This is a genomic window from Candidatus Methylomirabilota bacterium (genome assembly GCA_035764725.1).
Taxonomy (GTDB): domain Bacteria; phylum Methylomirabilota; class Methylomirabilia; order Rokubacteriales; family CSP1-6; genus DASRWT01.
Window position 1 is genome coordinate 52,302 of sequence record DASTYT010000098.1, and the last position, 23,260, is coordinate 75,561.

A 23,260-nucleotide genomic window follows, 5' to 3' on the forward strand; every position below is an offset into this window, starting at 1 on the left:
AGCGGTCTCCGTCGAGATCCTATTCTCTCAGGAGAGGGGAGAGCCGACAACGTTGTCGTAGAGGTGCTGCTGCCGGTCCCGGGCCGTCCGGAGGATGGCATGGCGTGTCGGATCCGGGGCCACCGTCGCGCCGAGCGGCGCCGGCGGCGGCGCGGGCGCCCCGAGCGCCTCGAGCACGCGCAGGGCGGCGCCCCGGCTGGACGCCTCTGCCTCCAGCGACAGCGTGATCGGATGCCCGAACGCGTCGGCGATCATCCGTGCCCATGCGCGCGAGTGCAGCAGCGCGCCGCCCGAGGCGATCACGCGGTGGTCCACCCCGGCCAGCGGGGCCAGGCGCTCATGGACGATGGCCAGGCGCAGCGCCACCGCCTCGAGCAGCGCGGCGGCGATGTCGAGGCCGCCGGTGGCGAGGGAAAGGCCCGCGATGGTGGCGCGCGCATCCGCTCGCCAGCCCGGGCTCCGCTCACCGGCGAGGAAGGGCAGGACAGTGAGTCTGTGAGCGTCCGGTGCGCGGGCGGCCAGGGCGGCCTCGAGCGCGTCGCCCTCGGGCAGGACGAGCAGATCCCGGCACCAGGCGAGCACGTTGCCGCCTTCCGAGGTCGCGCCACCCACGAGGGCGCGCCTGGCATCGATCCGATACCGCCACAGGCCCGTCGGAACCTTTGGGACGGCGGACAGTACCAGCCGCAGCGCCGCGGAGGTGCCCACGTTGAGCGCGATGCGCCCCGGCCCCGCGGCGTCGGACCCCAGATTCGAGCAGGCCCCGTCGCCCCAGCCCGGGAACCACGGCACGCGCGCAAGCGCGGGCCAGCGGGCCGCCCACTCCGGCGTGAGACCGGGCGCGGGCGTGTCGTCCACGGCGGGCAGGCGCGCGGCGTCGACCGCGCTCTCGGCAAGGAGCGGAGCATCCCACGCCACGCGGTCCTGATCGAAGATGCCGGTGCCCGACGCCATGGACACGCTCGCGCGGAGCACGCCGGTGAGTCGCCACAGGAGATACTCGGCGAAGCCGCACCACACGGCCGCGCGCGCGAACAGGCCGGCGTGCCGCTCGCGCAGCCACCGGAAGCGGGCCGGGTAGTAGGAGGCATGCAGGAGGGCGCCGGTGCGCGCGTGCACCGCCGCCCCGTCGAGGCGTGCGCGCAGCGCCGCCGCCGCCTCGGCGCTGCGCGTGTCCGCCCAGGTGAGCACAGGCAGCAGCGGGCGCCGCGCGTCGTCGAGGGCGAGCAGACTGTGCCAGAACACCGACGCGCCCACGCCGGCGATCTCGCGGGCGCGCGCGCCCGCGCCGGCGAGCGCCTGATCCACCGCGGAGGCCACCGCGTCCATCAGCGCCTCCGCCTCGAGCACGACCCCGCCGTCTGGCGCCACGCGCGCGGCGTAGGTCACGCGGCCCTCCGCCTCGGGCAGGGGCCGGCCCTCCGCATCGAAGCACGCCGCGCGCGTCGAGCTGGTGCCGACGTCCAGCGCCATCACGAGCATGTTGGGGTATATTCAACTACACAAACCCGAACGCCGGGGGATAACCATGACCATGATCCGGGTGCTGAGCCCGCAGGGCGAGATGCGAAGGGCCGGCCAGAGCCTGCCCGCGCTGCCCGCGAGCTTCCGCGGGCTCACCGTGGGCTTTCTCGACAACAAGAAGCACAACTTCGATCGGCTCGCCGCCGAGATGGGCGAGCTGATGAAGGAGCGCTGGGGCGTCGCCCGCGTCGTGCACCGTCAGAAGGCCAATGCGGCCACGCCCGCCGCGCCGGAGATCGTGGAGACGCTGGCGAAGGAGTGCGACGTCGTCTTCGCCGGATCCGCGGACTGAGGGTCCTGCACGTCGTGGAGTCTCCACGACTCGCTGGAAGTGGCCAAGCAGGGGACGCCGGCCGGGCTCATCTCGACCACGGTGTTCCAGAAGCTCGCACTCTCGGAGATGACGGCGCTTGGCGCCACCACGCTGCCGCTGCTCGTCGTGCAGCATCCCCTCGGCGGCGAGAAGCCGGAGGGGGTGAGCCGGCGCGCCGCCCAGGCGATGGAGCAGCTGGGTAGTCTCCTGAGCGCCCCGTGAGTCAGACCGACACCCTGCCGCGCGAGCTGGAGGTCGACGAAGACGCGGTCTACGACGAGTTCGTCCGTCGCGGCTGGTGCGACGGGCTGCCCTTCGTGCCGCCCACGCCGGAGCGGGTGCGCGCGATGGTGGCGGCGGGCACGGTGGATCCCGCGCGCTCGTTCGGTCTCATGCCGCCGCTCTGGCGCGACTGTACGGTGGAGAAGATCGCCGTCAACGCGGTGATGGCGGGCTGTCTCCCCGAGTACTTCCCGGTGGTGCTCGCCGCGGTGCAGGCGATCCTGGATCCCGCGTTCAACCTCTACGGGGTGCAGGCGACCACGCATCCCGTGGCCCCGCTCCTCATCCTGAACGGGCCCGTCGCCGCGACCATCGGCATGCACGCGGGCTCGGGCTGCTTCGGCCCGGGTTTTCGCCCCAACGCGACCATCGGCCGCGCCATCCGGCTCGTCTTGATGAACGTGGGCGGCGGCTGGCCGGGCCGTCACGACATGGCCACCCAGGGCAGCCCGGCCAAGTTCTCGTTCGCGATCGCGGAGGCGGAGGCGGCGAGCCCGTGGGCGCCGCTCCACGTCAGCCGCGGCTTCGCCGCGGAGCAGAGCGTGGTCACGATGTTCGGCGGCGAGGCGCCGCACAACGTCAACGACCACGTGGGCACCACCGCCGCGGGGATCCTCAACAACGTGGCCGACACCGCGGCCACGCTGGGCTCGAACGTCGGTTGGTACTTCTCGCAGAGCCAGCTCCTCGTCGTGCTCGGGCCCGAGCATGCCGCGACGATCGCGAGCGATGGATTCACAAGAGAAGACGTCCAGCGCTTCGTGTTCGAGCACGCGCGGATGCCCCTCGGGCGGCTCAAGCTCGGCGGCATGTACGGGATCCACGACTGGCCGCTCTGGATGCAGAAGGTGAGCGACGACACCACCATGCTGCCGCTGGTCCCCGCGGTGGAGGACGTCTACGTGATGGTGGCGGGCGGGCCGGGGAAGCACTCCGCGGTCGTGCCCAACTGCACCTTCAGCCGCGCGGTATCGCGCGTGGTGGAGCCGGCGCCCTAGCCGGAGCGGAGCGGCCGCGCTGCGCGCGCGCATCATCGGCTGGACGCTGATCGGCCTGGCGCTGGCCGTCAGCGCGGTCGCGACGGTCGACGCGCGGCGCTCGATCGGCCTGACGTATCCCGGGTTCGGCGTGATGGAGCTGCTCTACGTGGCCCCGGGCGGGGTCACCAAGGGCGACCTCGCGCCGTTCGATCACATCCACGCCGTCAACGACCGGCCGGTGGCCACCGGCCACGAGCTGCAGGCCGAGGTGCGCCGCCATTCCCCGGGCACGCCCATCCGCTATCTCGTGAGCCGCCGCGGCCAGATGCTCGAGGTGACCTCGCCGAGCCGCGCCATCACCACCCGCGACTTCCGTCGCTACCTCTTCGATGCGCTTCTGCCCTCGCTGCTCTACCTCGGGCTGGGCGCGGTGGTCCTCGCCCTGCGGCCGGACGCGCGCGAGACGCGGGTCTTCCTCTTCTTCTGCCTCACGTGGTTCTGCACCGCGGGGCTCTTCATCGACTCGTGGATCACGTACCGCTTCAGCCTCCTCTTCCTCACCGCCTGGGCCTTCGCGCCCGCCGCCTATCTGCACATCGCCCTTCGCTTCCCGCGGACCCGGCCCATCGTCCACCGGTGGAAGCACCTGATCGGCGCGTGCTATCTCGTGTCGGCGATCTTCGCCGTCGCCATCCACGTCCCCGTGGGGTGGGTGGGTCTGCTCGTCCCCACGCTCGCGGCGGCGTACTGGGCGGTGGCCCTGCTGCTCCTCACCCTCGCGCTCCTCGATTCCGCGCGCCGGGGCGGGACCGCGCTCGTCCGCCAGCGCGCCCGCGTGCTCGCGGTGGGGTTCCTGTGCGGTCCGCTCGTCCCGGTGATCGCGACCGCGTTCGAGGTGGTCGCGGGTCGGACGGTGCCGTACCTCGAGCATCTCTGGCGGCTGAACTTCCTGTTCCCGGTGGCCGTCGCCTACGCGATGATCCGCTACGACCTCTTCGATCTCCGCTCGGTCATCCGCACCAGCACGGTGTACGCCGCGGTCACCGGCGTGGTGGTGGCGCTCTACGCCGGCTCCATCGCCTCGGTGGATCTCGTGCTCGCCAGCCTCGGCATGGGCGAATCCAAGCTCGTGCCCGCGCTCGTGATCGCGCTGGCGGTGGTGCTGCTGCTCAACCCCGTGTACCGGCGGACGCAGGCTCTCGTCGACCGCCTCTTCTTCCCGGAGCGGCTGGACGTGCAGCGCACGATCGAGCGGGTGGCGGACTCCATGACCACCCAGCTCGATCTCAGCCGCATCGTGCTCGTGATCAACGAGACCATCGATGCGCTGCTGCGGCCTCAGGGCCACGCCCTCTTGATCTTCGACGAGGCGGCGGGGGCCTACCGGCCCATGGGCGCGGACCGTGGCGCCTTCCTGGCGCTGCCCGCGGAAGCCCCGCTCGTGCGCCTCCTCGCGCGGCGGCCCCTGCCGATCACCCGGGAGCGGCTCGCCGAGGATCCCTCGCTGCAGGACACGCGCGAGGAATGTCTCGCCGCCCTCGAGGACCTGGGCGCCGCCCTGGTGGTGCCGGTGACCTTTCGCGAGCGCGTCACCGGGCTCCTCTGCCTGGGGCCGCGCCGCGGAGGGAACGCCTACACCAGCGAGGACCTCCGGCTCACCCGCTTCCTCGCCAACCAGAGCGCGGTGGCGCTGGAGAACGCCAAGGCCTATACCGCCCTCGAGGTCGCCAACACCGAGCTGCAGTCGGCGCTGCGGCGGGTGCAGATCCTCGAGTCGATCCGAGCCAACCTCGCCAAGTTCGTCCCGCGCACCGTCCAGGACCTGATCGAGCAGGCCCCGGACGCGCCCCTGCTCGACAAGCGCGAGATCGACGTGAGCGTGCTCTTCGTGGACATCGCGGGCTACACGCGCTTGAGCGAGCGCTTCGATCTCGCGCGCGTGAACGAGCTGGTCGAGCGCTATTTCGGCGCGTTCCTCGACGAGATCCTGCGCCACGGCGGCGACGTCAACGAGACGGCGGGCGACGGCCTCATGGTGATCTTCCGTGGGGAGGATCCCCTCACCCATGCGCGCGCCGCGGTGCTCGCCGCGGAGGGTGTGCTGCGGCGGGCGCACGCGATCAACGGCGAGATCGCGGAGCTGACCGAACCCATCCGCCTCCACGTGGGGGTCAACTCGGGCACGGCGGCGGTGGGCGCCACCAAGATCGAGGGCACCGCGGGCACCCGGTGGACCTACACCGCGTCCGGTCCCGTGACCAATCTGGCCGCGCGGCTCGCCGCCCTCGGCGAGGGCGACACGGTGATGGTGGGCAGCGAGACCGCCCGTCGGCTCGCGGGCCGCCTCGTCATGCAGGACTGGGGCGAGCGCCGTCTCAAGAATGTCGAGGGGCCCGTGCGCGTCTACGCCCTGGCCGTCGCGGCCACCGCGGCGAGCGCCGCGCCCTAGCCCGGCGCGGCAGCGGCGAGCAGGCCCAGGGCGCCCAGGAGGAGCGCGGCGCCCAGCACCCCGAGCGCGCCCAGGCTCTCGCCGAACACCGCCACGCCCAGCGTGGTCGCGGTCAGGGGCTCGAGGAGCGAGACGATGCCCGCGGCGGTGGCGGGCACGCGGCGAAGGCCCACGGTGAAGAGCACGTAGGCCAGCGCGGTGGGGACCACGCCGAGGTAGACGAGCAAGGGCCAGGTCTCCGCGAGCGGCGCGCGGATCGGCCCTGCCGCGACGAGCGCGGGCGAGATCAGCACGGCGGCGAGGCCGAAGGTGGCGGCGGCGAGCGGCAGCGGCGACACGCGCGCCAGCAGCCGCTTGGTGCCCACCGCGTAAACGGCGTAAGATAGCCCGGCGCCGAGGGCGAGCAGCGCGCCGGCGCCGAAGCGGCCGGCGATCTCGCCGAGGCCGCGCGGGCCCACGACGAGCAGCGCGGTGCCGGCCACGGCGAGGGCGAGCGAGACCCGCACCACCGCGGTCAGGCGTTCGCCGAGCACGAGCGCCGCGAGCAGGGCGATCAGCATCGGGGCCGAGCAGATCGCGAGCAGCGCGGCGACGGCGACGCCGGTGAGCGTCACCGCCCAGAAGTAGAAGAGCTGATAGGCGGCCATGGCGCCGCCCACCACGGCGAGCGCGAGCCAGTCCGCGCGCGCGAAGGTGGGGCGCGGGGCCGGACGTGGGCTCGCGAGGCAGGCGGCCGCGAGCAGGCAGGGCGCGGCCACGGCGAGGCGCATCCAGCCCACGAGGAGGGGCCCGGCGGCGTCGCGCGCGGCGAGGGTCATGGTGGCGCCCGTCGTGCCCCACGAGATCGCAGCGAAGCCGACGAGGAGAAGACCAATGAGCATCGAGGCGACAGTATACGGGAGCGGGGACGGCGGGCCCCTGGGCTTCATCGGGCTCGGCAAGATGGGCGCGCCGATGGCCGGGCGGCTGCTCGCGAAGGGCTACGCCCTGATGGTCCACGATGTCGCGCCGGCGGCGGCCGAGCCGCTGCTCGCGCGCGGCGCCAAGTGGGCGCGGTCGCCGGCGGCGGTGGCGCGCGAGACGCGCACGATCATCACCATCGTGCCGTCGTCACGCGAGGTCCGGACGCTGGCCGACGGCCCCGAGGGCCTGCTCGCCGGGCTCCAGGGCGGGGCGCTCGTCGTCGAGATGACCTCGGCCGATCCCTCCGCCACGCGCGCGCTCGCCGCCGAGGTGGCCGCCCGCGGCGCCGCGCTCATCGACGCGCCGGTGTCCGGCGGCGTCATCGGCGCCACCGCCGGCACGCTCGCGATCATGGTCGGCGGCGAGGCCGCGCTGCTCGCGCGCGTTCGCCCCATCCTCGAGGTGATGGGGGACAAGATCTTCCACGCGGGGCCGGTGGGCGCGGGCCACGCCATCAAGCTCGTGAACAATGCCTGCTCGGCGGCCGCACTGGCCATGACCATCGAGGCAGTGGCGGTGGCGACCCGGGCGGGGCTCGATCCCGCGCGCGCGGTCGAGATCATCCAGGCTTCCAGCGGGCGCTCCAACGCCACCGAGACGAAGTTCCCGCGCTTCATCCTCAACGGGCGCTTCGACGCCGGCTTCGCCATCCGGCTCATGGCCAAGGATCTCGCGGGCTACGAGCGGCTCGCGGAGGAGACGGGAGTGGGCTCGCGCTTCGGCGCGGCGGCGGCCGCGCTCTATCGTGAGGCACTCGAGCGCGGGCTGGCGGAATTGGACCACACGGCGATCGCGAAGCTCATCGAGGAACGGACGGGGACCCGGCTGCGCGCCGGGTCGGGAGGGGCGTGATGGCGCGGATCGGCTTCATCGGGGTCGGCACCATGGGGCTGCCCATGGCCACCAATCTGGTCAAGAAGGGCTTCACGGTGACCGCGTTCGATCTCAACGCGGACGCGGTGAAGGCGGCGGCCGCGGCGGGCATGACGGCGGCGGCCTCGGCGGCGGAGGCGGTGGCGGGCGCGGAGGTGGTCATCACGATGCTGCCGTCGTCCTCGCACGTCGAGAAGGCGTACACCGGGGACGGCGGCGTGCTCGCCGCCGCGAAGAAGGGCACGCTGTGCGTGGACATGTCCACCGTCGATCCCGCGGTGTCGCGGCGCATCGCGGCGTCGGCCGCGGAGCGCGGCCTCCGCTTCATCGACGCGCCGGTGTCGGGCGGGGTGACGGGAGCGACCGACGCGACGCTGGCGATCATGGTGGGCGGCGCCGCCGCCGACGTGGAGGCGGCACGACCCGCGCTCTCCGCCATGGGCACCAACGTCATCCACGTGGGTGCGGTCGGGAGCGGCGAGGTCGTCAAGCTCTGCAACAACCTCATCGCCGGGGTGTCGGCGGTGGCGGTGAGCGAGGCCTTCCGGATCGCGCAGGGCTTCGGCGTCGACCCCAAGGTGGTCACCGAGGTGATCTCGAAGTCATCGGGCAACACATGGGTCATGGAGAAGGCCCACCCGGTGCCCGGTCTCGTCGCCCGCGCCGCGTCCACGAACGAGTACCGCCCCGGCTTCATGACCGATCTCATGTGCAAGGACGTGGGCCTGGCGGTGGAGGCAGCCCGGGCGCTGCGGATCCCCGTGTTCGTCGCGCCCGCCGCGCAGCAGGTGTATCGGCTCGCGTCCTCGCACGGCCTGGGACGGAAGGATTTCACGAGCGTATACTCGTTCCTCAAGCCGTCGTCGGACCAGGCTCCGGTGTAGAATCCGCGATCCGTCGGAGGACACCCCATGCGCAGGTGGCGCATCCTGCTCCTGGTCGCCGCCACGCTGTTCGTGGTGGCGGCAGCGGTGTTCCTCTGGCAGCTGCCGGAGATCGTGCGCCGCGTCGCCGTCGCCCGCATTCCCGAGCTTACCGGGCGGGCGGTATCTATTGACGACATCGATCTCAATCTCTTCACCGGCCGCGTCGCCCTCAAGGGATTTCGCATGGCCGAGCGCGAGGGCTCCGACGCCTTCATCAAGTTCGATCGCCTGGACGCGCGGCTGTTCCTGCCGTCCATCGTCCTCCTGGACATCCGCCTGAGCAGCGTGAGCCTCACGGGCCTCGAGGCGCGGCTCATCCGCACCGCCCCCGACACCTTCAACTTCTCCGACATCATCGACCGGCTGCCCAAGCCGGATCCCAACGCCAAGCCGGGCCGCCTGTCCGTCACCCTGGATCACGTGGCCCTCGCGCGGTCGAAGGTCACGATCGTGGATCACGCGGTGACGCCCGCGGCGGACTGGTCGCTGCAAAGCCTCGACGCCGAAGCCTCCAGTTTCTCGACGGACACACGCCATGCCCCCGCCGAGGCCTCGGTGCGGCTCAAGTCCGGCGAGGCCAGCGTCGAGTTCCAGAAGATCCGCTTCAAGCTCCAGCCCTTCGCGACTTCCGCGTCGATCAAGCTCGCCGGCTTCGACGCCACGCGACTCAAGCCCTACATTGTCGATCCCGAGGTGACGCTGGGCGCGGCCGTGGTGAGCGCGGCCCTCGACGTGTCGGTGAAGCGCGACGGGCCGAAGCTCCAGGAGGCGTGGGCGGCGGGCGACATCACCGTCCAGGGCATCGCGCTGAGCCACATCGAGGGGCCGGGCCGCTTCCTCGCGCTGAAGCGCTTCCACGCGAGGATCGACAAGGCCGACGCGGTGGCCCGCGCCGTCACGCTGGCGCAGGTCGAGGTCGAGTCGCCCAATCTGGGCATGGTCCGGCGGCCCGACGGACAGATGGACATCCTCATCGCGCTCGACCGCCTGATCCAGCGCCGCGCCGCCGAGGAGCGCGCGCGCCTCGAGGGGGCGAAGCGGCCGGGCCAGCCGGCGCCGGAGGGCGCGCCGGCCGCGCCCCCCGCGCCGCCCGAGACGCCCTGGCTCGTGCGCATCACGGAGCTCCTCCTCACCAATGGCAAGGTCACGGTGACCGACGAGACGGTCACGCCGCCCGCCCAGTGGCACGTGGACGATCTTGCGGTGAAGGTCGCGAAGTACTCCATCGCGGGCACGGATCCCCCTGCCACCGGCGAGGTGACGGCCCACGTGACGGGGCCGGGCCGCGGCAACAACGTCGCCACTCTCGATCTCGCTGTCTCCTCGCTCCGCACCGCGGCGCCCTTCGCCGGCATCGCGCAGGTGAAGCTGACCGACTTCGATCTCCGCGCCATCCGGCCGTACGTCGCGCAGCAGATCGGCATCGCCGCAGTCCGCACCCGCGGCAAGCTGTCGGTCGATCTTCAGGCCGACCTCGCGCGACAAGAGGGCGCCGCCGAGCTCGCGCGGGGACTCGTGAGCGGGACGGTGCGCCTGCAGAACGTCGCGGTGGTCCCCCGTGGTGAGCGCACGCCGCTCCTGCGGCTCCCCAAGCTCGTGCTCGGCATCAAGCAGGCGGACCTGGTCGGCCGCTCGGTGGCGCTGGGAGCGCTCGAGATCGAGGGGCTCGAGGGGCGCATCACCCGGGAGGCCAGCGGAGAGGTGGACATCGTCACGATCGCCGAGCGCGTGAAGGGCGAGGCCATTGCGGGCCCGAAGGCCGGCGCCAAGGCGGGGACGGTGGCCGCGCCCGAGACGAAGCCGAATGCCGCGCCCGCCGCGCCCCGGGGCCCGCCGCCCCCTCCGTGGCGGCTCTCCCTCGATCGGCTGACCGCCAAGAACGGCATCGGGATCTTCGAGGACGAGAGGGTCTCGCCCGTCACCACGCTCACCGTCAACGACATCATGGTGACCGCGCAGAAGCTCCTCTGGCCCACCGTGCGCGGCGCGGCGCCGGGCACGCTCGAGATCACGGCGGGGCTGCCGGGTGGCGGCCTGTTCCTGCTCCAGGGGACCGCATCGCTCGAGCCCCTGGACATCACGTTCCAGGTCTCGTCGCTCGACGTGTCCATCGAGCCGTACCAGGCGTACTTCCCGTTCCCCGCCCGCTTCAAGGGACTCTTCAGCGGGGACAGCCTCAACACCATCAAGATCGAGAACGGCAAGTTCCTCGCCGCCTCCCAGGGGAACGCCTTCGCCAAGCAGATCGAAGTCTGGGAGCCGGGCGCCGAGTCGCCGGCCATGACCCTCGAGAAGATGGAGATCCGCGGCATCGACTTCTCCTGGCCGAACTACGCGTTCATCAACCTCGTCTATCTCTTGCGCCCGGAGGTGCGGATCGAGCGCGCGACCGACGGGACCCTCAACCTGCGCCGCATGTTCACCGTCCCCAAGAAGGGGCCGGACACCGAGCCCGACAAGGGCAAGGACGACAGGAGGGACGACAAGAAGAAGGAGGACAAGGACCAGTCGCCCGAGGCCGTCGTCGCGGGCGCCACCGCCGAGCCGAAGGAGCCCAATCTCCTCGAGGAGATGGTGCTGGACTTCGATCGCATCACGATCGAGGAGGGCTACAACCGCTTCCTGGACCAGACGACCAAGCCGCCGTTCTCCCAGGACATCGGGCGGCTGGCCGTGACCATCCGCAACCTGTCGAACGCGCCCGGGCGGCGCTCCACCCTCACGCTCCAGGGCGTCGTGGGCGGCGACGCGGCGCTCGACCTGCGCGGCGAGATGTCGCGACTCGGCGACGATTTCTCGGCCGACCTCGTCGGCGAGCTGCGCGACTTCACGGTGGCGAGCGCGAATCCGTACGCGAACAGCTTCCTCGCCTGGATCGTCAAGCAGGGCAAGCTCGGGGTGAAGGTGCACTACCGGATCGAGCAGGATCGGCTCATGGGCGAGAACCAGATCGTGGTGAAGAACCTCCAGGTCGCGAAGGGGGCGGAGTCGGACGAGGTACAGAAGCGCCTGGGGCTGCCCCTGGGCCTCATCGTGGCCCTCATGAAAGACTCCCACGGCGACATCAACTTCGACGTCCCCATCTCGGGCTCGGTGACGGACAAGAGCGTGGACTGGGGGGAGACCATCTGGGCGGCCGTGAAGCAGGTCCTCGTGAAGGTCCTGGCCTCGCCCTTCCGGTCCATCGGGCGGATGTTCACGGGCAGCGACGACAAGGTGGAGGAGGTCAAGGTCGATCCCGTGGTCTTCGCGGCGGGCTCGAGCGTAATCGGCCCCGCCATGGAGGGGCACCTCAACCGCGTGGCCCAGTTCCTGCGGGACACCCCCGCGGTGTCGCTCTCGCTCTCGCCGGTGGCCACCGCGAAGGACTTTGATCGCCTCCGCGGCCAGGAAGTGACCGCGAGGATACAGAAGATGCAAAGGGAGCGGGGGATCGCCGACTACCCGACGGCGGTGGGCATCTACTACCTGGCCCAGAATATTCCCGGCGAGGTGCCCAAGAGCGCCGACGAGCAGCTCAAGGTCCTCCAGGAGCACGAGCAACTGCCGGAGGAGCGGATCAAGGAGCTGCTGGACCGGCGGGTCGCGGCGACCAAGGACCGCCTCGTCAAGACCGAAAACGTCGTGTCCGACCGGCTGCTTCCCGGCGAGCCCCACGTCGCCCCGGCGGACACCGGAGACGGGCGAATCGACTTCGCCATCACCGCCGAGTAGACTCACTGCTATAATCGCCCGCGTTCCCGCATGAACTCGTCGGAGGAGAGCGCGGTGCCCCACTATGTGATGTTGAGCACGCTGAGTGAGTCCGGCCGCAAGGTGCTGCGTGACCGGCCGGGCTGGGTACGAAAAGTCAATCGCGAGCTCGAGGCCAAAGGGGCGCGAGTGCGGGCGCAGTTCGCCGTGCTCGGGCCCTACGACTTCGTGACGATCCTCGAGGCGCCCGACAACGAGACGGTCTCCGCCCTCTCCATCGAGATGGGGGCGCGCGGGTCCGTGCAGATGACGACGATGCCCGCGATTCCCCTCGACACGTTCATCAGCAGGCTGGCGGGACGGAAGAAGTCCGGCGCCGGCCGGAGGACCCGCCGATCACGATGAAGATCCTGGCGCTTCACCCCGAAAAGTGCACGGGCTGTCTCCGCTGCGAGCTGGCCTGCTCCTACATGCAGACCGGCACCTACCAGCCCGCGAAGTCGGTGATCCGCGTCTCGCCGTTCGAAGGCTACACGTCCTACGCGCCCTACACGTGCACCCAGTGCGCGGAAGGGTGGTGCATGACCGCCTGCCCGGTGGGCGCCATCCAGATCAGCGCGGTCGGGGCCAAGGACGTGCTCGACGACAAGTGCGTGGGCTGCAAGCTCTGCACGATCGCGTGCCCCTACGGGACCATGTTCTTCGACGCCGAGCGCTACAAGGCCTACAAGTGCAACCTCTGCGGTGGCGCGCCCGCGTGCGCGGACGCATGCCCGACCCAGGCCATCACCTTCGAGGACGTGCCCAGCCGCGACTGGATCGGCGACTACGCCGCCGAGCGCAGCGTGCACGTGCTCGCCCGCGAGGTGGCGTGATGCCCCCGCGCCATCTCGTCATCGGCGGCGGCACCGCGGGGCTCAACGCGATCCGGACCATCAGAGAAGAGGATGGTGGATCGTCGGAGATCACCCTGGTCTCGGCCGAGCGTCCGTACTCCCGGATGGTCCTGCCGTACTACCTCGGGGACAGCATCGCGGAGTCCCACGTCTTCACCGCCACCCCCGCCTCGCTGGCGGCGTGGAAGGTGAAGACGCTCATCGGCAGGAAAGCGGCCAAGCTCGATCCTGCCGCCCGCGCCCTGGCGCTGGACGACGGCAGCACCGTCGAGTACGACGATTGCTTGATCGCCACCGGCTCGCGGGCGGCCCGCGCGCCGGTGCCGGGGGCCGACGGCCCCGGCGTGCACTCGTTCTGGACGCTCGACGAGGCGCGCCGGGTGATCGCGGACGTTTCCCGCGGGAGCCGCGTGGTCATGGTGGGCGCCGGCTTCATCTCGTTCACCATCCTCAACGCCATCCTGGCGCGAGGCGCGCGCCTCACCATCGTGGAGGTGGCCCCGCGCATCCTGCCCCGCATGGTCGACGACGCCTGCGCGGGGATCGTGGACGCCTGGCTCCGCCGGCACGGGGTCGCGATTCGCGCCGGCGCCACCCTGACGAAGATCGAGGAGCAGAAGGGGACGCGGAAGCTCCACTTCAAGAAGGGCGAGCCCCTCGTGGCCGATGCCGTGATCATGGCGACCGGCATCCGGACCAACCTCGAGTGGCTCCAAGGCTCCGGGATCGAGATGGCGCAGGACGGGCAGGGGGGCGTCATGGTGGACGATCACCTGCGCACGAGCGTGCCCAACGTCTATGCCGCGGGCGATGTCGCGCGCGGGCGCAACCTCGTCACCGGCGCCCCCGAGGTGCACGCCATCGAGCCCACCGCGCAGGAGCACGGCCGCGTGGTAGGCGCGAACATGGCGGGGCGCGACGTGGCCTATCGCGGCAGCCTCCTCATCAACATCGTGGAGGTGTGTCATCTCGACGTGGCCTCGTTCGGCCAGTGGGACGATGCGGGCGCCGAGGCCTTCACGGGCATCCGGCCCGCGCGCTCCCAGTACCGGAAGCTCCTCTTTCGCGGGGGCCGGCTCACCGGCGCCATGATCTGCGGTCCCTCCGGCGACATCTGGACCACGAACGACGTGGGCATTCTCAAGGGCCTCGTCCAGACCGGGGTCGATCTCTCGACCTGGAAGCGGCATCTGGCCGCCGACCCCTTCGACGTCAAGCCGGCCTTCATGGCCACCCGCACGACGGCGGCGCTCCTGCCGATCACCGTGCTGGGACGGCCGTCCCAATCACCCTCACTTCCCCAATCGGTGGCCACACGATGAGCCCGACCGCGACCGCCCAGCGCGCCAAGACCAAGCAGACTGCTGCCCCACCGCCCGGCGGCTACACCGGCAAGCTCCTCCGCGTGAATCTCTCGAGGGGGAAGGTGTGGACGGAGGCGTGGAGCCCCGAGGCGATGCGCGACCAGCTCGGCGGCGTCGGGCTCGGCGCCCACATCCTGTGGAAGGAAGTGCCCGCCAAGGCGCACTGGGATCACCCCGAGAACCGCCTCGTCCTCGCCACGGGTCCCCTCGCCGGCCTGCCGGTGTGGGGCACGGGCGGGCTCACGGTGGTGACGCGGGGGGCGATGACGGACGGCGCCACATCGACCAACGCCAACGGCTTTTTCGGCGCCGCGCTCAAGTACTCGGGCTACGACAGCATCATCATCCAGGGCCAGGCCAAGGCGTGGTCGTACCTCTACATCAACGACGACGTGGTCGAGGTGCGTGACGCCGCGCACCTTCTCGGCAAGGACACCTGGGAGACCCAGCAGGCGCTCGAGCGTGAGCACGGCCTCACCGGTCACCGGATGAGCGTGTACTGCGTGGGCGTGGCCGGCGAGAAGTGCGTGCGCTTCGCCGCCATTCACGGCGACTACGGCCACGTCGCCTCCAAGAACGGCTGCGGCGCGGTGATGGGGAAGAAGCGGCTCAAGGCGGTGTGCATCGTGCGCGGCACCGGCGCTCTCAGCGCCCACGATCCCCGCGGGCTCGTCCAGGCCGCCGACGACATCGCCCACGATCTCAAGACCGATCCCGCGACCTCGACCCTCTACAACTTCGGCACGCTGCCCGGCGTCACCAACCTCTACAAGCTGGGCGTGCTGCCGATCAAGAACTACACCACCAACCTCAGCACCGTGGACATGGCCGAGTGGGAGCCGGCCAAGCTCCGCGCGGGCTTCGACCACCGCGGGCATCAGTGTAATGCCTGCGGCATGCACCACTGCCACATCCAGGTCATCGGGCGCGGCCAGTTCCAGGGCGAGCGCGTGGACGAGCCGGAGTACGAGGGCTGGTCGGGCGCGGGGTGGACGATCGGGCTCACGGACAAGGAGGCGGTCAGCTGGCTCAACACGCGCGTCGACCGCGCGTGCGTGGACATCAACGAGTTCGGCTGGGTGTGCGGCTGGGTGATGGAGTGCATGGAGAAGGGCTACCTGACCGAGAAGCAGGTAGGCTTCCGGCTGGGCTTCGGCGACGTCAACGGCGCCTACCGCCTGCTCCAGATGATCACGAACCGCGAAGGCTTCGGCGATCTGCTCGCCGAGGGCGTCAAGCGCGCCTCGGAGAAGGTGGGCGGTGAGGCGGCGAAGTGCGCGGTCTACACCAAGAAGGGCGCCTCCCCGCGCGGCCACGACCACCGCGGGCGCTGGGACGAGATGCTGGACACCTGTACCTCCTCCAACGGCACCATGGAGAGCGCCAACCCCACGTTCCAGACGGAGATCGGGCTGCCCGGGCGCATCACGCCCTTCGATGGCGAGCAGGTGGCCAAGCTGACCGGTGGGATTCTCGGCCGGCGTCACTTCGAGGACTCGCTGGGCGGCTGCTCGTTCACCTTCCGCACCCGCATCGAGAATCTCGCGCGGGCGCTCTCGGCGGCCACCGGCTGGAACTACACGCTCCAGGACGCGCTGCGCTTCGGCCGGCGCACCGCCGCCATCCTGCGGGCGTTCAACCTCCGCTGCGGCATCGGCACGGATGTCGAGTACCCCTCGGTGCGCTACGGCTCCCAGCCGGTCGACGGCCCGGCGAAGGAGCACAATGTGATGGACCAGTGGGAGCACATGCTGGACGTCTGGTACGAGACCGTTGGCTACGATCGGAAGACCGGCAAGCCGAAGAAGGAGACGCTGCGGGCCCTCGGTCTCGATTGGCTGGCGAAGGAGCTATGGCGTTGATTGGCGAGCCGCAGGCGAGGCGAGCGGATACGTAATGGGTTCCCGAGCGGAGCGAGGGCAGTCCAAGGCCGTGAAGGCGTTGCCGGTCACCGTCGAAGTCACCACGTGGGTCACGAAGCACGTGGGAGGCGACGGGGGTGGCTCGCGCGTCTTCGAGGAGCCGTACGCGGACGGCGACACCGTGCGGACGGCCCTCCGCCGCTTCTCGCGCCGCTTTCCCGAGCTGGACGACGCCCTCTGGAATCCCACGCGCACGGAGCTGGGCGAGTCCATCGAGGTCGTCGTCAACGACGCGGTGCTGGGCGTTCACCATCAGCTCGATTCGCCGCTGGAAGGCGGTGAGCGCATCACCCTCCTCGGTCAGTTCATGGGCGGCTGCGGCGGCGGCGCGCGCTGATGGCACCCTCCGCCCTCCCCGAGTACCGGATCAAGGCCCGCAACACGTCCACACAGAGCGAGAACGCGATTCACCACGATGACGTCGCGCGAAGCTATGGTTTCGCGGGCGGGCTCGTGCCCGGCGTGACCGTCTATGCGTATGTGACGCATCCCCTCGTCGCGGCCTGGGGGCCCGACTGGCTCGAGCGCGGCACCGCGTCGGTGCGCTTCACCAAGCCCCTGTTCGAGGGCGACGAGGCCGTGGTGGGGGGGCCGACCGGTGTGGCGGCCGAGGGCGCCACCGCGACCGTGTCGGTGCGCACCGGCTCGGGCGGCGAATGCTCGACGGCGACGGCCACGCTGCCGAGGGGGCGGGGGAGCGCGCCCGATCCCGCCGGGTATGTCGCGGCTCCACTGCCCGCGGAGCGGCCGCCCGCGGTCGCCGCGAATCTCTCCAAGGGTCGCGTGATGGGCTCGCCGGTGAATCGTTACGATGCCGACGCGGCCGCCGCGTGGCTCGACAAGGTCGACGATGATCTGGCCCTGTATCGCGGGCCGGGCGCCTACATCCACCCGGCCTTCTACCTCGACCAGGCCAACAAGGCCCTGTCGCAAAACGTCCGGCTGGGGCCATGGATCCACGTGGGCAGCGTGATCGAGCATCTCTCGGCCGCCCGGGTGGGGGAGACCCTGGCAACGCGGGGGCGGGTACGGAGCCTGTTCGAGAAGAAGGAGCGGGAGTTCGTCGAGCTGGACCTTCTCATCTCCGCCGGCGACCGCCCGGTTGCCCACGTTTTGCACACCGCTATCTACCGTCTCCCCCCTCCGCAATAGGGAGATACCCGCCCTTCCGCTTGACTCGCCGAGTCACCCTCTGCTAATTTGCCCCTTCGGGGTCGAGCGGTTCCTTCCCGTCGTGTTGCCCGAGAGGTCGTGATGGCGCAAACCGTTGGATTCATTGGGCTGGGCATCATGGGTCGCCCCATGGCCAAGAACCTGCTCAAGGCGGGTTACCCACTGGTTGTCCACAGCCGGAGTCAGGGGCCGGTCCAGGAGCTGGTCGGTGCCGGGGCCAAGGCCGCCGGCTCTCCCAGGGAAGTCGCCGGGCAGGCGGACGTCATCATCACCATGCTCCCCAACTCCCCGGACGTGGAGTTGGTGGCGCTGGGCAGGGATGGGATCATCGAGGGCGCTCGCAAGGGGCTCCTCCTCCTGGACATGTCGACGATCTCCCCGCTGGTGTCCCAGAAGGTCGGAAAGGCGCTGGCCGCCAAGGGCGTGCGCACCGTGGACGCGCCGGTCTCCGGCGGCGAGAAGGGGGCCATCGACGCCGCGCTGAGCATCATGGTGGGTGGCGAGAAGGCGGATTTCGACGCCGCGCTCCCCATCTTCCAGGCCATGGGCAAGACCATCACGCACCTGGGGCCGCTCGGCGCGGGCGGGTTCACCAAGCTCGCCAACCAGATCATCGTCGCGGTGAACCTCACCGCGCTCGGCGAAGCGCTCACACTCGCCCGCAAGGCGGGGCTCGATCGCGAGCTCACCCTCAAGGCGCTGGGCGGCGGGCTCGCCGGCTCAAAGTGCCTCGAGCAGAAGACGCCGAACTACGTCGCGGGGACCTACAAGCCCGGCTTCAAGATCGACCTGCACTTCAAGGATCTGGGGCTGATCATGGAGTCCTCGCGCGCGCTCGGCGTGCCGCTGCCCGCCACCGCGGTCGTGCAGGAGCTCTTCAACGCGATGCGCGTGAAGGGCAAGGGTGGTCTCGATCATTCGGGCGTCATCACGCTCCTCGAGGAGCTCGCGGGGTTCACCGACACCACATGAGAGCGACCGTCGACCGGCCGGGGCTCGACTCGCAGGGACGCTCGCCCCTCATCAAGATCCGTCGGGTCCGCAAGGGTGACCTGTCCAAGGTGCGGGACGTCATCGAGCAGTCCTTCGCCGACTTCTTCGAGCGCCAGATGGGCACGCGACCGCGGCAGGTGTTCGGCGGCGCCCAGTACGTGCACCACCGCTGGCTCATGGAGCCCTGGGGCTGCTTCGTCGCCGAGGAAGGCGACGGCAAGATCGTGGGCGCGGCGGTGGCGGTGATGTGGGGCACCCTCGGGCTCGTGGGCCCGGTGGCGGTGCTGCCCAACTACCAGAACCAGGACATCGGCCAGCAGCTGGTCGCCGCCTGCCAGGGGTTCTTCGACGAGAACAAGGCGGCCCTGCAGGGGCTCGTGACCTATCCCCACAGCCCCAAGCACCTGAGCTTCTACGGGCGCTTCGGCTACCGGCCGCGTGGGCTGGTGATGATCACCGCGAAGCCGCTCGACCGTCGAGAGATCGTGCAGGCGGTGAAGCTGGCCAAGCCCGTCCTCGCGGTGCGGCGCTACTCCTCGCTCGAGGAAGCCAAGAAGAAGGCGGCGATCCTCAAGCTGCGGCGGATCACCAACGCCGTCTCGCGCGGGCTCGACGTGGGCAAGGAGGTCGAGATCGTGGACGGCCTCGCCCTCGGCGACACCGTCCTGCTCGAGAAGGGGCGCGAGGTCATCGGCTTCGCCATCATCCACACGCCCGGCGTGAGCGAGGCGCCGCAGGGCTGTCTTTATGTGAAGTACCTCGCCATCGATCCCCGGCATCGCAAGCCCGAGAACCTGCACTTCTTTCTGAGCGCGCTCGAGGATCTCGCGCACGAGCTGCAGCTCTCGCGGGTGCTGGCGCCGGTCTACACCTACTACTGGAACGCGCACCAGGTCCTGGTGGAGCGCGGCTATCACATCGACTTCACCATGGTCCGCATGAAGCGGGGGAAGCAGATCGAGGACGAAGACCCCAACGACCTGGTGCTCGACGACTGGCGCTGATCCCGTGATCCGCGCCGCCCTCCGCGCGGCCCTTGCCCTCGTTTTCGCTCTCGCGTGCGGCTTCGCCGCTGCCCCGCGAGTCCTCGCCCACGCCATCGTCCTCGAATCGTCGCCCACGCACGACGCCGTCCTCACCGAATCGCCCGGGCGCATCATCCTGCGCTTCAACAGCCGGATCGAGGCCGCGCTGAGCCGCGTCACCATCAAGGCGGTGAACGGCAAGGCGGTGGCGCTTCCCGCCGCGCGCGACGCCGGCCCGGAGGCCAACCGCCTCGTGGTGCCGGTGGGCCCGCTCGCACCCGGCATCTACGTCGTTCGTTATCGCGTGCTCGCCGCCGACGGGCACGTCACCGAGGGCGCGCTCCGCTTCAGCGTCAAGGCCGCACCCTGAAGGCATGACTCTCCTCGCGGGCTTCCTCGACGTGCTCTTGCGCGGCGTCGGCCTTCTGGCCCTCTGTGCGGCGGTGGGCGGCGTCGCCTATGCCGTTGTCGTCCTCCGTGCCCTCGGACGCGGCGCGAGCGCGGCCGCCGAGCCGCTGCGCCGGGTGCTCGGCCTCGCGACGCTCGGCGCGCTCGTGCTGGCCGCCTCACGCGCGGTGGTCCTGTTCGTCCTGCACCCCTGGGTGCTGGCGGACGCCGCCGGGCGCTGGCCCGTCGCCGAGTTCGCCGCCACCGACTTCGGGTACGCGAGCTTGATCGGCATCGCGCTCGCCGTCGCCCTCGGCGCAACGGCGGCGCGCCCGCGCGTGCGGCCGGCCGCCCACGCTGGCTGGATCGCCTTGCTGATCCTCGGCGCCGCCGTCCTCGCCAACTCGGGCTGGCTGGCCCACGCGGTGAGCCGCCTCGACGGACGCGGCGGGCTGATGCTCGTGACCGTGCTGCATCAGACGGGCGCGGTGCTGTGGATCGGCGGGCTCATGCATCTCGCGCGCTCCTGGCGCGCGCCGCTGCCGCCGGAGGCGCTGGCCCGCTTCTCCGTCCTCGCGATGGCCGGCGTGGCCCTGGTGATCGCGCCCGGCGTGGGCCTGACTCTCGGGTACGTGGGCGACTGGCGCGCCCTCATCGGCACCGGCTACGGCGTGATGGTGCTGACCAAGATCGCCCTGATGGCCAGCGCGCTCGTCCTGGGCGCGCTCAACTACCGGCTCGTGCGGCGCTGGACGACGGGCGCGGCGGCGCGGCTGGCGTCCGACCGGGTGCGGCCGTTCGTGGAAGCGGAAGTCGGCATCGGCCTCACCATCCTCTTCGCCGCCGCCTCGCTCACGTCGCTGCCGCCCGCGGTGGACGTGCTCGCCGACCGCGCCACCCCCGCGGAGGTCCTTGTCCGCTTCGAACCGAAGCTGCCGCGGCTGATCTCGCCGCCGGTCGAGCAGCTCCTCGCCGCCGCCGCCCCCATCGAGGACACGCTGTCGAAGCGTCAGCCCGAGGAGTACGCCTGGTCGGAGTACAACCACCACATGGCGGGCGTGTTCGTGTTCGCCATGGGTATGCTCGCCGTGCTGGATCGGACGGGCCGTGTGCACTGGGCCCGCCACTGGCCCCTGATCCTGCTGGGCCTGGCGGCGTTCATGTTCGTGCGCAACGACCCGCGCGCCTGGCCGCTCGGCCCCGCGGGGTTCTGGGAGACCATGACGCTGCCCGACGTGCTCCAGCACCGCCTGGTCGTGCTGCTCGTGCTAGGCTTGGGCCTCTTCGAGTGGCTAGTTCGGATCGGCGTGCTCGCCCGCCCCGGCTGGCGGCTCGTCTTTCCCGTCCTTTGCGCGGTCGGCGGCGGTATGCTCCTCACGCATTCCCACGCCATGTTCAATCTCAAGAGCGAGTTCCTCGCGGAGGTCTCGCACGCGCCCATGGGCATTCTCGGTGTGTTCATGGGCTGGGGGCGCTGGCTGGAGCTGCGCCTGCCGTCGAGCGACCGCGCCGTGCCGGGCTGGATCTGGTCGGTGTCGCTGCTCCTCATCGGCAGCATCCTGCTCGTGTACCGGGAGGCCTGACCGTGCTGGCCGGCCACGCGACGGCGGAGGGGACGGCGGCCTATCGCGCGCGGGTGGGCGCGGCGGCGGCGGCCGCGCACTTCCGCGAGTGGAGGGGCTTGGCCCTCTCGTCGGTGGGGCTCGGCACCTATCTGGGCGAGGACGACGAGGCCACCGACCGCGCGTACGAGCAGGCGGTGGCGCGCGCCCTCGCGCTGGGGCTGAACGTGCTGGACTCCGCCGTCAACTATCGCGGGCAGCGTAGCGAGCGGGCGATCGGGTCGGCGCTCCGAGGCCTCACCGCGAGCGGGCGCGTGGCGCGTCCCGAGGTGTTCCTCGCCACCAAGGGCGGCTTCATCCCCGGCGACAGCGGCGCCGCCGGCCGCGGCCAGCCCGCCCAGGCCTATGTGCGCGCCGGCCTCGCGACCGCCAGCGACATCGTGGCGGGATGCCACTGCATGGCTCCGCGCTATCTCGCGGATCAGCTCGAGCGGAGCCGCGCGAATCTCGGCGTGGAGACCATCGACGTCTACTATCTCCACAACCCGGAGACGCAGCTCCAGGAGGTCGACCGCCGCACGTTTCTCGCCCGCATCCGCGCCGCCTTCGAGCTGCTGGAGAGCGCGGTGGCGGCCAAGCGCGTGCGCTGGTACGGCGCGGCCACGTGGACGGGATTCCGCGGCGAGCCGAGCGCGGCGGATTATCTCTCGCTCGCCGAGCTCACGGAGGCGGCGACCGCGGTGGGCGGCAAGGATCATCACTTCCGGGTGATCCAGCTCCCCTACAATCTCGGGATGACGGAGGCCTTCACCACCCGCAATCAGCGCGCGGGGCGCGAGCAGGTAAGCCTGCTGGAGGCGGCGCGGCGAATGGACGTCTACGTGATGACCTCCGCGTCGATCTACCAAGGCCGGCTCGCGCGCGGATTGCCTCCGGTGATCGCGGAGTTCCTCCCCGGCCTCGACACCGACGCCCAGCGGGCGCTCCAGTTCGTGCGCTCGACGCCCGGCGTGGGCACGGCGCTGGTCGGCATGGCGCGCGCCGGCCACGTCGAGGAGAACGCGCGGGTGCGCGCGGTCGCGCCGCTACCCTGGCCGGAGTTCCAGCGGCTGTTCCAGGGTGAGGAATCGGCTTGAATTCGTCGGGCCGATCGAGCTACGGTGTGGAAGGTATGGTGCGGAAGATCCATCACGTCGGCATCGTGGTCGACTCGATCGCGCGTGCCTACGGATTCTGGCGCGACACGCTCGGCCTGCCGCTGCTGCGCGAGGCGGCGATCGCCGATCAGGGCGTGCGGGCGGCGCTGCTCGCCGCGGGCGATAGCGAGATCGAGCTGCTGGAGCCGATGCGCGCCGACACCGGCGTCGCGCGGTTCCTCGCCAAGCGGGGCGAAGGTCTTCACCATCTCTGCTTCGAGACCCCAGACGTCGCCGACGCGCTCGGCTCGCTCAAGCGACGTGGCGTGCCCCTCCTCGACGAGGCGCCGCGGAACGGACTCGCCGGCCGCATCGGCTTCCTCCATCCGTCCGCGTGTCAGGGGGTGCTCGTGGAGCTGGCCACGCCCGTCGATCACGGCCCCACGCCGGAGTCGCCCGTGCGGCTCAAGCGCCTGGTCATCGGCTGCGAGGATCCGCAGGCGGCCGCACGCACCTACCAGTCGCTGTTCGATCTTCCCGAGGTCGAGATCAATGGGGGGCCGCGCGGCATGCTGGGCTGGACCGGCGGCGGGACGCTCCTCATGGTGTCGGTCGCCGAGGTCGGTGGCATGCAGGGCATGGTCGCGCTCTCCATGGTCGCGCCGGACCTCGCCGCGCTCGCGAGCCGGCTCGAGGCGGCGAACGCCCAGATGCTGGTGGGAGCCGCGGAGCTCACCGTGGAGCCGAAGACCTCCCACGGCGTCCACCTCCACATCAGTCGCTACCACTTCCCCTGAGC

At 71.0% G+C, this 23,260-nt stretch carries 21 protein-coding genes; 19 read left to right on the top strand and 2 right to left on the bottom strand.

What is annotated here, in order from left to right:
- Nucleotides 1-27: 27 nt before the first annotated feature.
- A complete protein-coding gene (locus VFX14_15675) occupies nucleotides 28-1,482 on the bottom strand; it encodes a gluconokinase (GenBank protein HEU5191124.1) in 1,455 nt (484 codons plus the stop codon).
- Nucleotides 1,483-1,528: 46 nt separating this feature from the next.
- On the opposite strand from VFX14_15675, the gene VFX14_15680 reads away from it, so the two are divergent.
- The 4 genes from VFX14_15680 (at nucleotide 1,529) to VFX14_15695 (ending at nucleotide 5,548) form a co-directional block, all read left to right on the top strand.
- Nucleotides 1,529-1,816: a hypothetical protein gene (locus VFX14_15680; protein ID HEU5191125.1), complete on the top strand. Its 288-nt coding sequence runs from the start codon at nucleotides 1,529-1,531 to the stop codon at nucleotides 1,814-1,816.
- Nucleotides 1,817-1,855: 39 nt separating this feature from the next.
- Complete coding sequence (locus VFX14_15685; protein ID HEU5191126.1) at nucleotides 1,856-2,059, top strand: hypothetical protein; 204 nt, start codon at nucleotides 1,856-1,858, stop codon at nucleotides 2,057-2,059.
- The gene (locus tag VFX14_15690; GenBank protein ID HEU5191127.1) at nucleotides 2,056-3,117 is read left to right on the top strand and encodes a hypothetical protein; all 1,062 of its coding nucleotides are present in this window, start codon (nucleotides 2,056-2,058) and stop codon (nucleotides 3,115-3,117) included. Before VFX14_15685 ends, VFX14_15690 begins: the two co-directional genes overlap by 4 nt.
- Before the next feature lie 133 nt (nucleotides 3,118-3,250).
- Nucleotides 3,251-5,548 (top strand): adenylate/guanylate cyclase domain-containing protein, encoded by a 2,298-nt coding sequence (locus tag VFX14_15695; protein HEU5191128.1) that lies wholly within the window; start codon nucleotides 3,251-3,253, stop codon nucleotides 5,546-5,548.
- Here the strand turns inward: VFX14_15695 and VFX14_15700 are convergent.
- Complete coding sequence (locus VFX14_15700) at nucleotides 5,545-6,429, bottom strand: EamA family transporter (GenBank protein HEU5191129.1); 885 nt, start codon at nucleotides 6,427-6,429, stop codon at nucleotides 5,545-5,547. The genes VFX14_15695 and VFX14_15700 overlap by 4 nt on opposite strands.
- Between VFX14_15700 and VFX14_15705 the strand changes: the two genes are divergently transcribed.
- The 15 genes from VFX14_15705 to mce all read left to right on the top strand — a co-directional run bounded on the left by VFX14_15705 (nucleotide 6,422) and on the right by mce (nucleotide 23,258).
- On the top strand, nucleotides 6,422-7,363 hold the full coding sequence (locus VFX14_15705; protein ID HEU5191130.1) for an NAD(P)-dependent oxidoreductase: 942 nt from the start codon (nucleotides 6,422-6,424) through the stop codon (nucleotides 7,361-7,363). The genes VFX14_15700 and VFX14_15705 overlap by 8 nt on opposite strands.
- Entirely contained in the window at nucleotides 7,363-8,268 is a 906-nt protein-coding gene (gene mmsB / locus VFX14_15710) for a 3-hydroxyisobutyrate dehydrogenase (protein HEU5191131.1), read from the top strand. The genes VFX14_15705 and mmsB overlap by 1 nt, the downstream gene beginning before the upstream one ends.
- Nucleotides 8,269-8,295: 27 nt before the next feature.
- A complete protein-coding gene (locus VFX14_15715) occupies nucleotides 8,296-12,024 on the top strand; it encodes a DUF748 domain-containing protein (protein ID HEU5191132.1) in 3,729 nt (1,242 codons plus the stop codon).
- Between the two features lie 30 nt (nucleotides 12,025-12,054).
- Nucleotides 12,055-12,408 (top strand): GYD domain-containing protein, encoded by a 354-nt coding sequence (locus VFX14_15720; GenBank protein HEU5191133.1) that lies wholly within the window; start codon nucleotides 12,055-12,057, stop codon nucleotides 12,406-12,408.
- Nucleotides 12,405-12,878, top strand: coding sequence for a 4Fe-4S dicluster domain-containing protein (locus tag VFX14_15725; GenBank protein ID HEU5191134.1), 474 nt, complete (start codon nucleotides 12,405-12,407; stop codon nucleotides 12,876-12,878). The genes VFX14_15720 and VFX14_15725 overlap by 4 nt, the downstream gene beginning before the upstream one ends.
- Nucleotides 12,878-14,221, top strand: coding sequence for an FAD-dependent oxidoreductase (locus tag VFX14_15730; protein ID HEU5191135.1), 1,344 nt, complete (start codon nucleotides 12,878-12,880; stop codon nucleotides 14,219-14,221). Before VFX14_15725 ends, VFX14_15730 begins: the two co-directional genes overlap by 1 nt.
- Nucleotides 14,218-16,125, top strand: coding sequence for an aldehyde ferredoxin oxidoreductase C-terminal domain-containing protein (locus VFX14_15735; protein ID HEU5191136.1), 1,908 nt, complete (start codon nucleotides 14,218-14,220; stop codon nucleotides 16,123-16,125). The genes VFX14_15730 and VFX14_15735 overlap by 4 nt, the downstream gene beginning before the upstream one ends.
- 34 nt (nucleotides 16,126-16,159) lie before the next feature.
- Nucleotides 16,160-16,522 carry a hypothetical protein gene (locus VFX14_15740; protein HEU5191137.1) on the top strand — a complete coding sequence of 121 codons (363 nt, stop codon included), beginning with the start codon at nucleotides 16,160-16,162 and terminating at the stop codon, nucleotides 16,520-16,522.
- Nucleotides 16,522-17,337 (top strand): hypothetical protein, encoded by an 816-nt coding sequence (locus VFX14_15745; protein HEU5191138.1) that lies wholly within the window; start codon nucleotides 16,522-16,524, stop codon nucleotides 17,335-17,337. The genes VFX14_15740 and VFX14_15745 overlap by 1 nt, the downstream gene beginning before the upstream one ends.
- 102 nt (nucleotides 17,338-17,439) lie before the next feature.
- Complete coding sequence (locus VFX14_15750) at nucleotides 17,440-18,330, top strand: 2-hydroxy-3-oxopropionate reductase (protein ID HEU5191139.1); 891 nt, start codon at nucleotides 17,440-17,442, stop codon at nucleotides 18,328-18,330.
- Complete coding sequence (locus tag VFX14_15755; GenBank protein HEU5191140.1) at nucleotides 18,327-19,355, top strand: GNAT family N-acetyltransferase; 1,029 nt, start codon at nucleotides 18,327-18,329, stop codon at nucleotides 19,353-19,355. Before VFX14_15750 ends, VFX14_15755 begins: the two co-directional genes overlap by 4 nt.
- Before the next feature lie 4 nt (nucleotides 19,356-19,359).
- The gene (locus VFX14_15760; protein ID HEU5191141.1) at nucleotides 19,360-19,746 is read left to right on the top strand and encodes a copper resistance CopC family protein; all 387 of its coding nucleotides are present in this window, start codon (nucleotides 19,360-19,362) and stop codon (nucleotides 19,744-19,746) included.
- A 4-nt stretch (nucleotides 19,747-19,750) separates the two neighbouring features.
- The gene (locus VFX14_15765; GenBank protein ID HEU5191142.1) at nucleotides 19,751-21,346 is read left to right on the top strand and encodes a CopD family protein; all 1,596 of its coding nucleotides are present in this window, start codon (nucleotides 19,751-19,753) and stop codon (nucleotides 21,344-21,346) included.
- A gap of 2 nt (nucleotides 21,347-21,348) precedes the next feature.
- Nucleotides 21,349-22,461, top strand: a complete 1,113-nt coding sequence (locus tag VFX14_15770) for an aldo/keto reductase (protein HEU5191143.1) — start codon at nucleotides 21,349-21,351, stop codon at nucleotides 22,459-22,461.
- 35 nt (nucleotides 22,462-22,496) lie between these two features.
- Nucleotides 22,497-23,258, top strand: coding sequence for a methylmalonyl-CoA epimerase (mce, locus tag VFX14_15775; GenBank protein ID HEU5191144.1), 762 nt, complete (start codon nucleotides 22,497-22,499; stop codon nucleotides 23,256-23,258).
- Nucleotides 23,259-23,260: the final 2 nt, after the last annotated feature.

Excerpts from the sequence above, each read along its gene's own strand:
- VFX14_15700 (HEU5191129.1), bottom strand. The coding sequence starts at position 6,429 with ATGCTCATTGGTCTTCTCCTCGTCGGCTTCGCTGCGATCTCGTGGGGC.
- VFX14_15675 (HEU5191124.1), bottom strand. The coding sequence starts at position 1,482 with ATGCTCGTGATGGCGCTGGACGTCGGCACCAGCTCGACGCGCGCGGCG.
- VFX14_15745 (HEU5191138.1), top strand. The coding sequence starts at position 16,522 with ATGGCACCCTCCGCCCTCCCCGAGTACCGGATCAAGGCCCGCAACACG.
- VFX14_15735 (HEU5191136.1), top strand. The coding sequence starts at position 14,218 with ATGAGCCCGACCGCGACCGCCCAGCGCGCCAAGACCAAGCAGACTGCT.
- mmsB (HEU5191131.1), top strand. The coding sequence starts at position 7,363 with ATGGCGCGGATCGGCTTCATCGGGGTCGGCACCATGGGGCTGCCCATG.
- VFX14_15765 (HEU5191142.1), top strand. The coding sequence starts at position 19,751 with ATGACTCTCCTCGCGGGCTTCCTCGACGTGCTCTTGCGCGGCGTCGGC.
- VFX14_15680 (HEU5191125.1), top strand. The coding sequence starts at position 1,529 with ATGACCATGATCCGGGTGCTGAGCCCGCAGGGCGAGATGCGAAGGGCC.
- mce (HEU5191144.1), top strand. The coding sequence starts at position 22,497 with ATGGTGCGGAAGATCCATCACGTCGGCATCGTGGTCGACTCGATCGCG.
- VFX14_15725 (HEU5191134.1), top strand. The coding sequence starts at position 12,405 with ATGAAGATCCTGGCGCTTCACCCCGAAAAGTGCACGGGCTGTCTCCGC.
- VFX14_15715 (HEU5191132.1), top strand. The coding sequence starts at position 8,296 with ATGCGCAGGTGGCGCATCCTGCTCCTGGTCGCCGCCACGCTGTTCGTG.
- VFX14_15750 (HEU5191139.1), top strand. The coding sequence starts at position 17,440 with ATGGCGCAAACCGTTGGATTCATTGGGCTGGGCATCATGGGTCGCCCC.
- VFX14_15755 (HEU5191140.1), top strand. The coding sequence starts at position 18,327 with ATGAGAGCGACCGTCGACCGGCCGGGGCTCGACTCGCAGGGACGCTCG.
- VFX14_15695 (HEU5191128.1), top strand. The coding sequence starts at position 3,251 with ATGGAGCTGCTCTACGTGGCCCCGGGCGGGGTCACCAAGGGCGACCTC.
- VFX14_15720 (HEU5191133.1), top strand. The coding sequence starts at position 12,055 with ATGAACTCGTCGGAGGAGAGCGCGGTGCCCCACTATGTGATGTTGAGC.
- VFX14_15740 (HEU5191137.1), top strand. The coding sequence starts at position 16,160 with ATGGGTTCCCGAGCGGAGCGAGGGCAGTCCAAGGCCGTGAAGGCGTTG.
- VFX14_15730 (HEU5191135.1), top strand. The coding sequence starts at position 12,878 with ATGCCCCCGCGCCATCTCGTCATCGGCGGCGGCACCGCGGGGCTCAAC.
- VFX14_15705 (HEU5191130.1), top strand. The coding sequence starts at position 6,422 with ATGAGCATCGAGGCGACAGTATACGGGAGCGGGGACGGCGGGCCCCTG.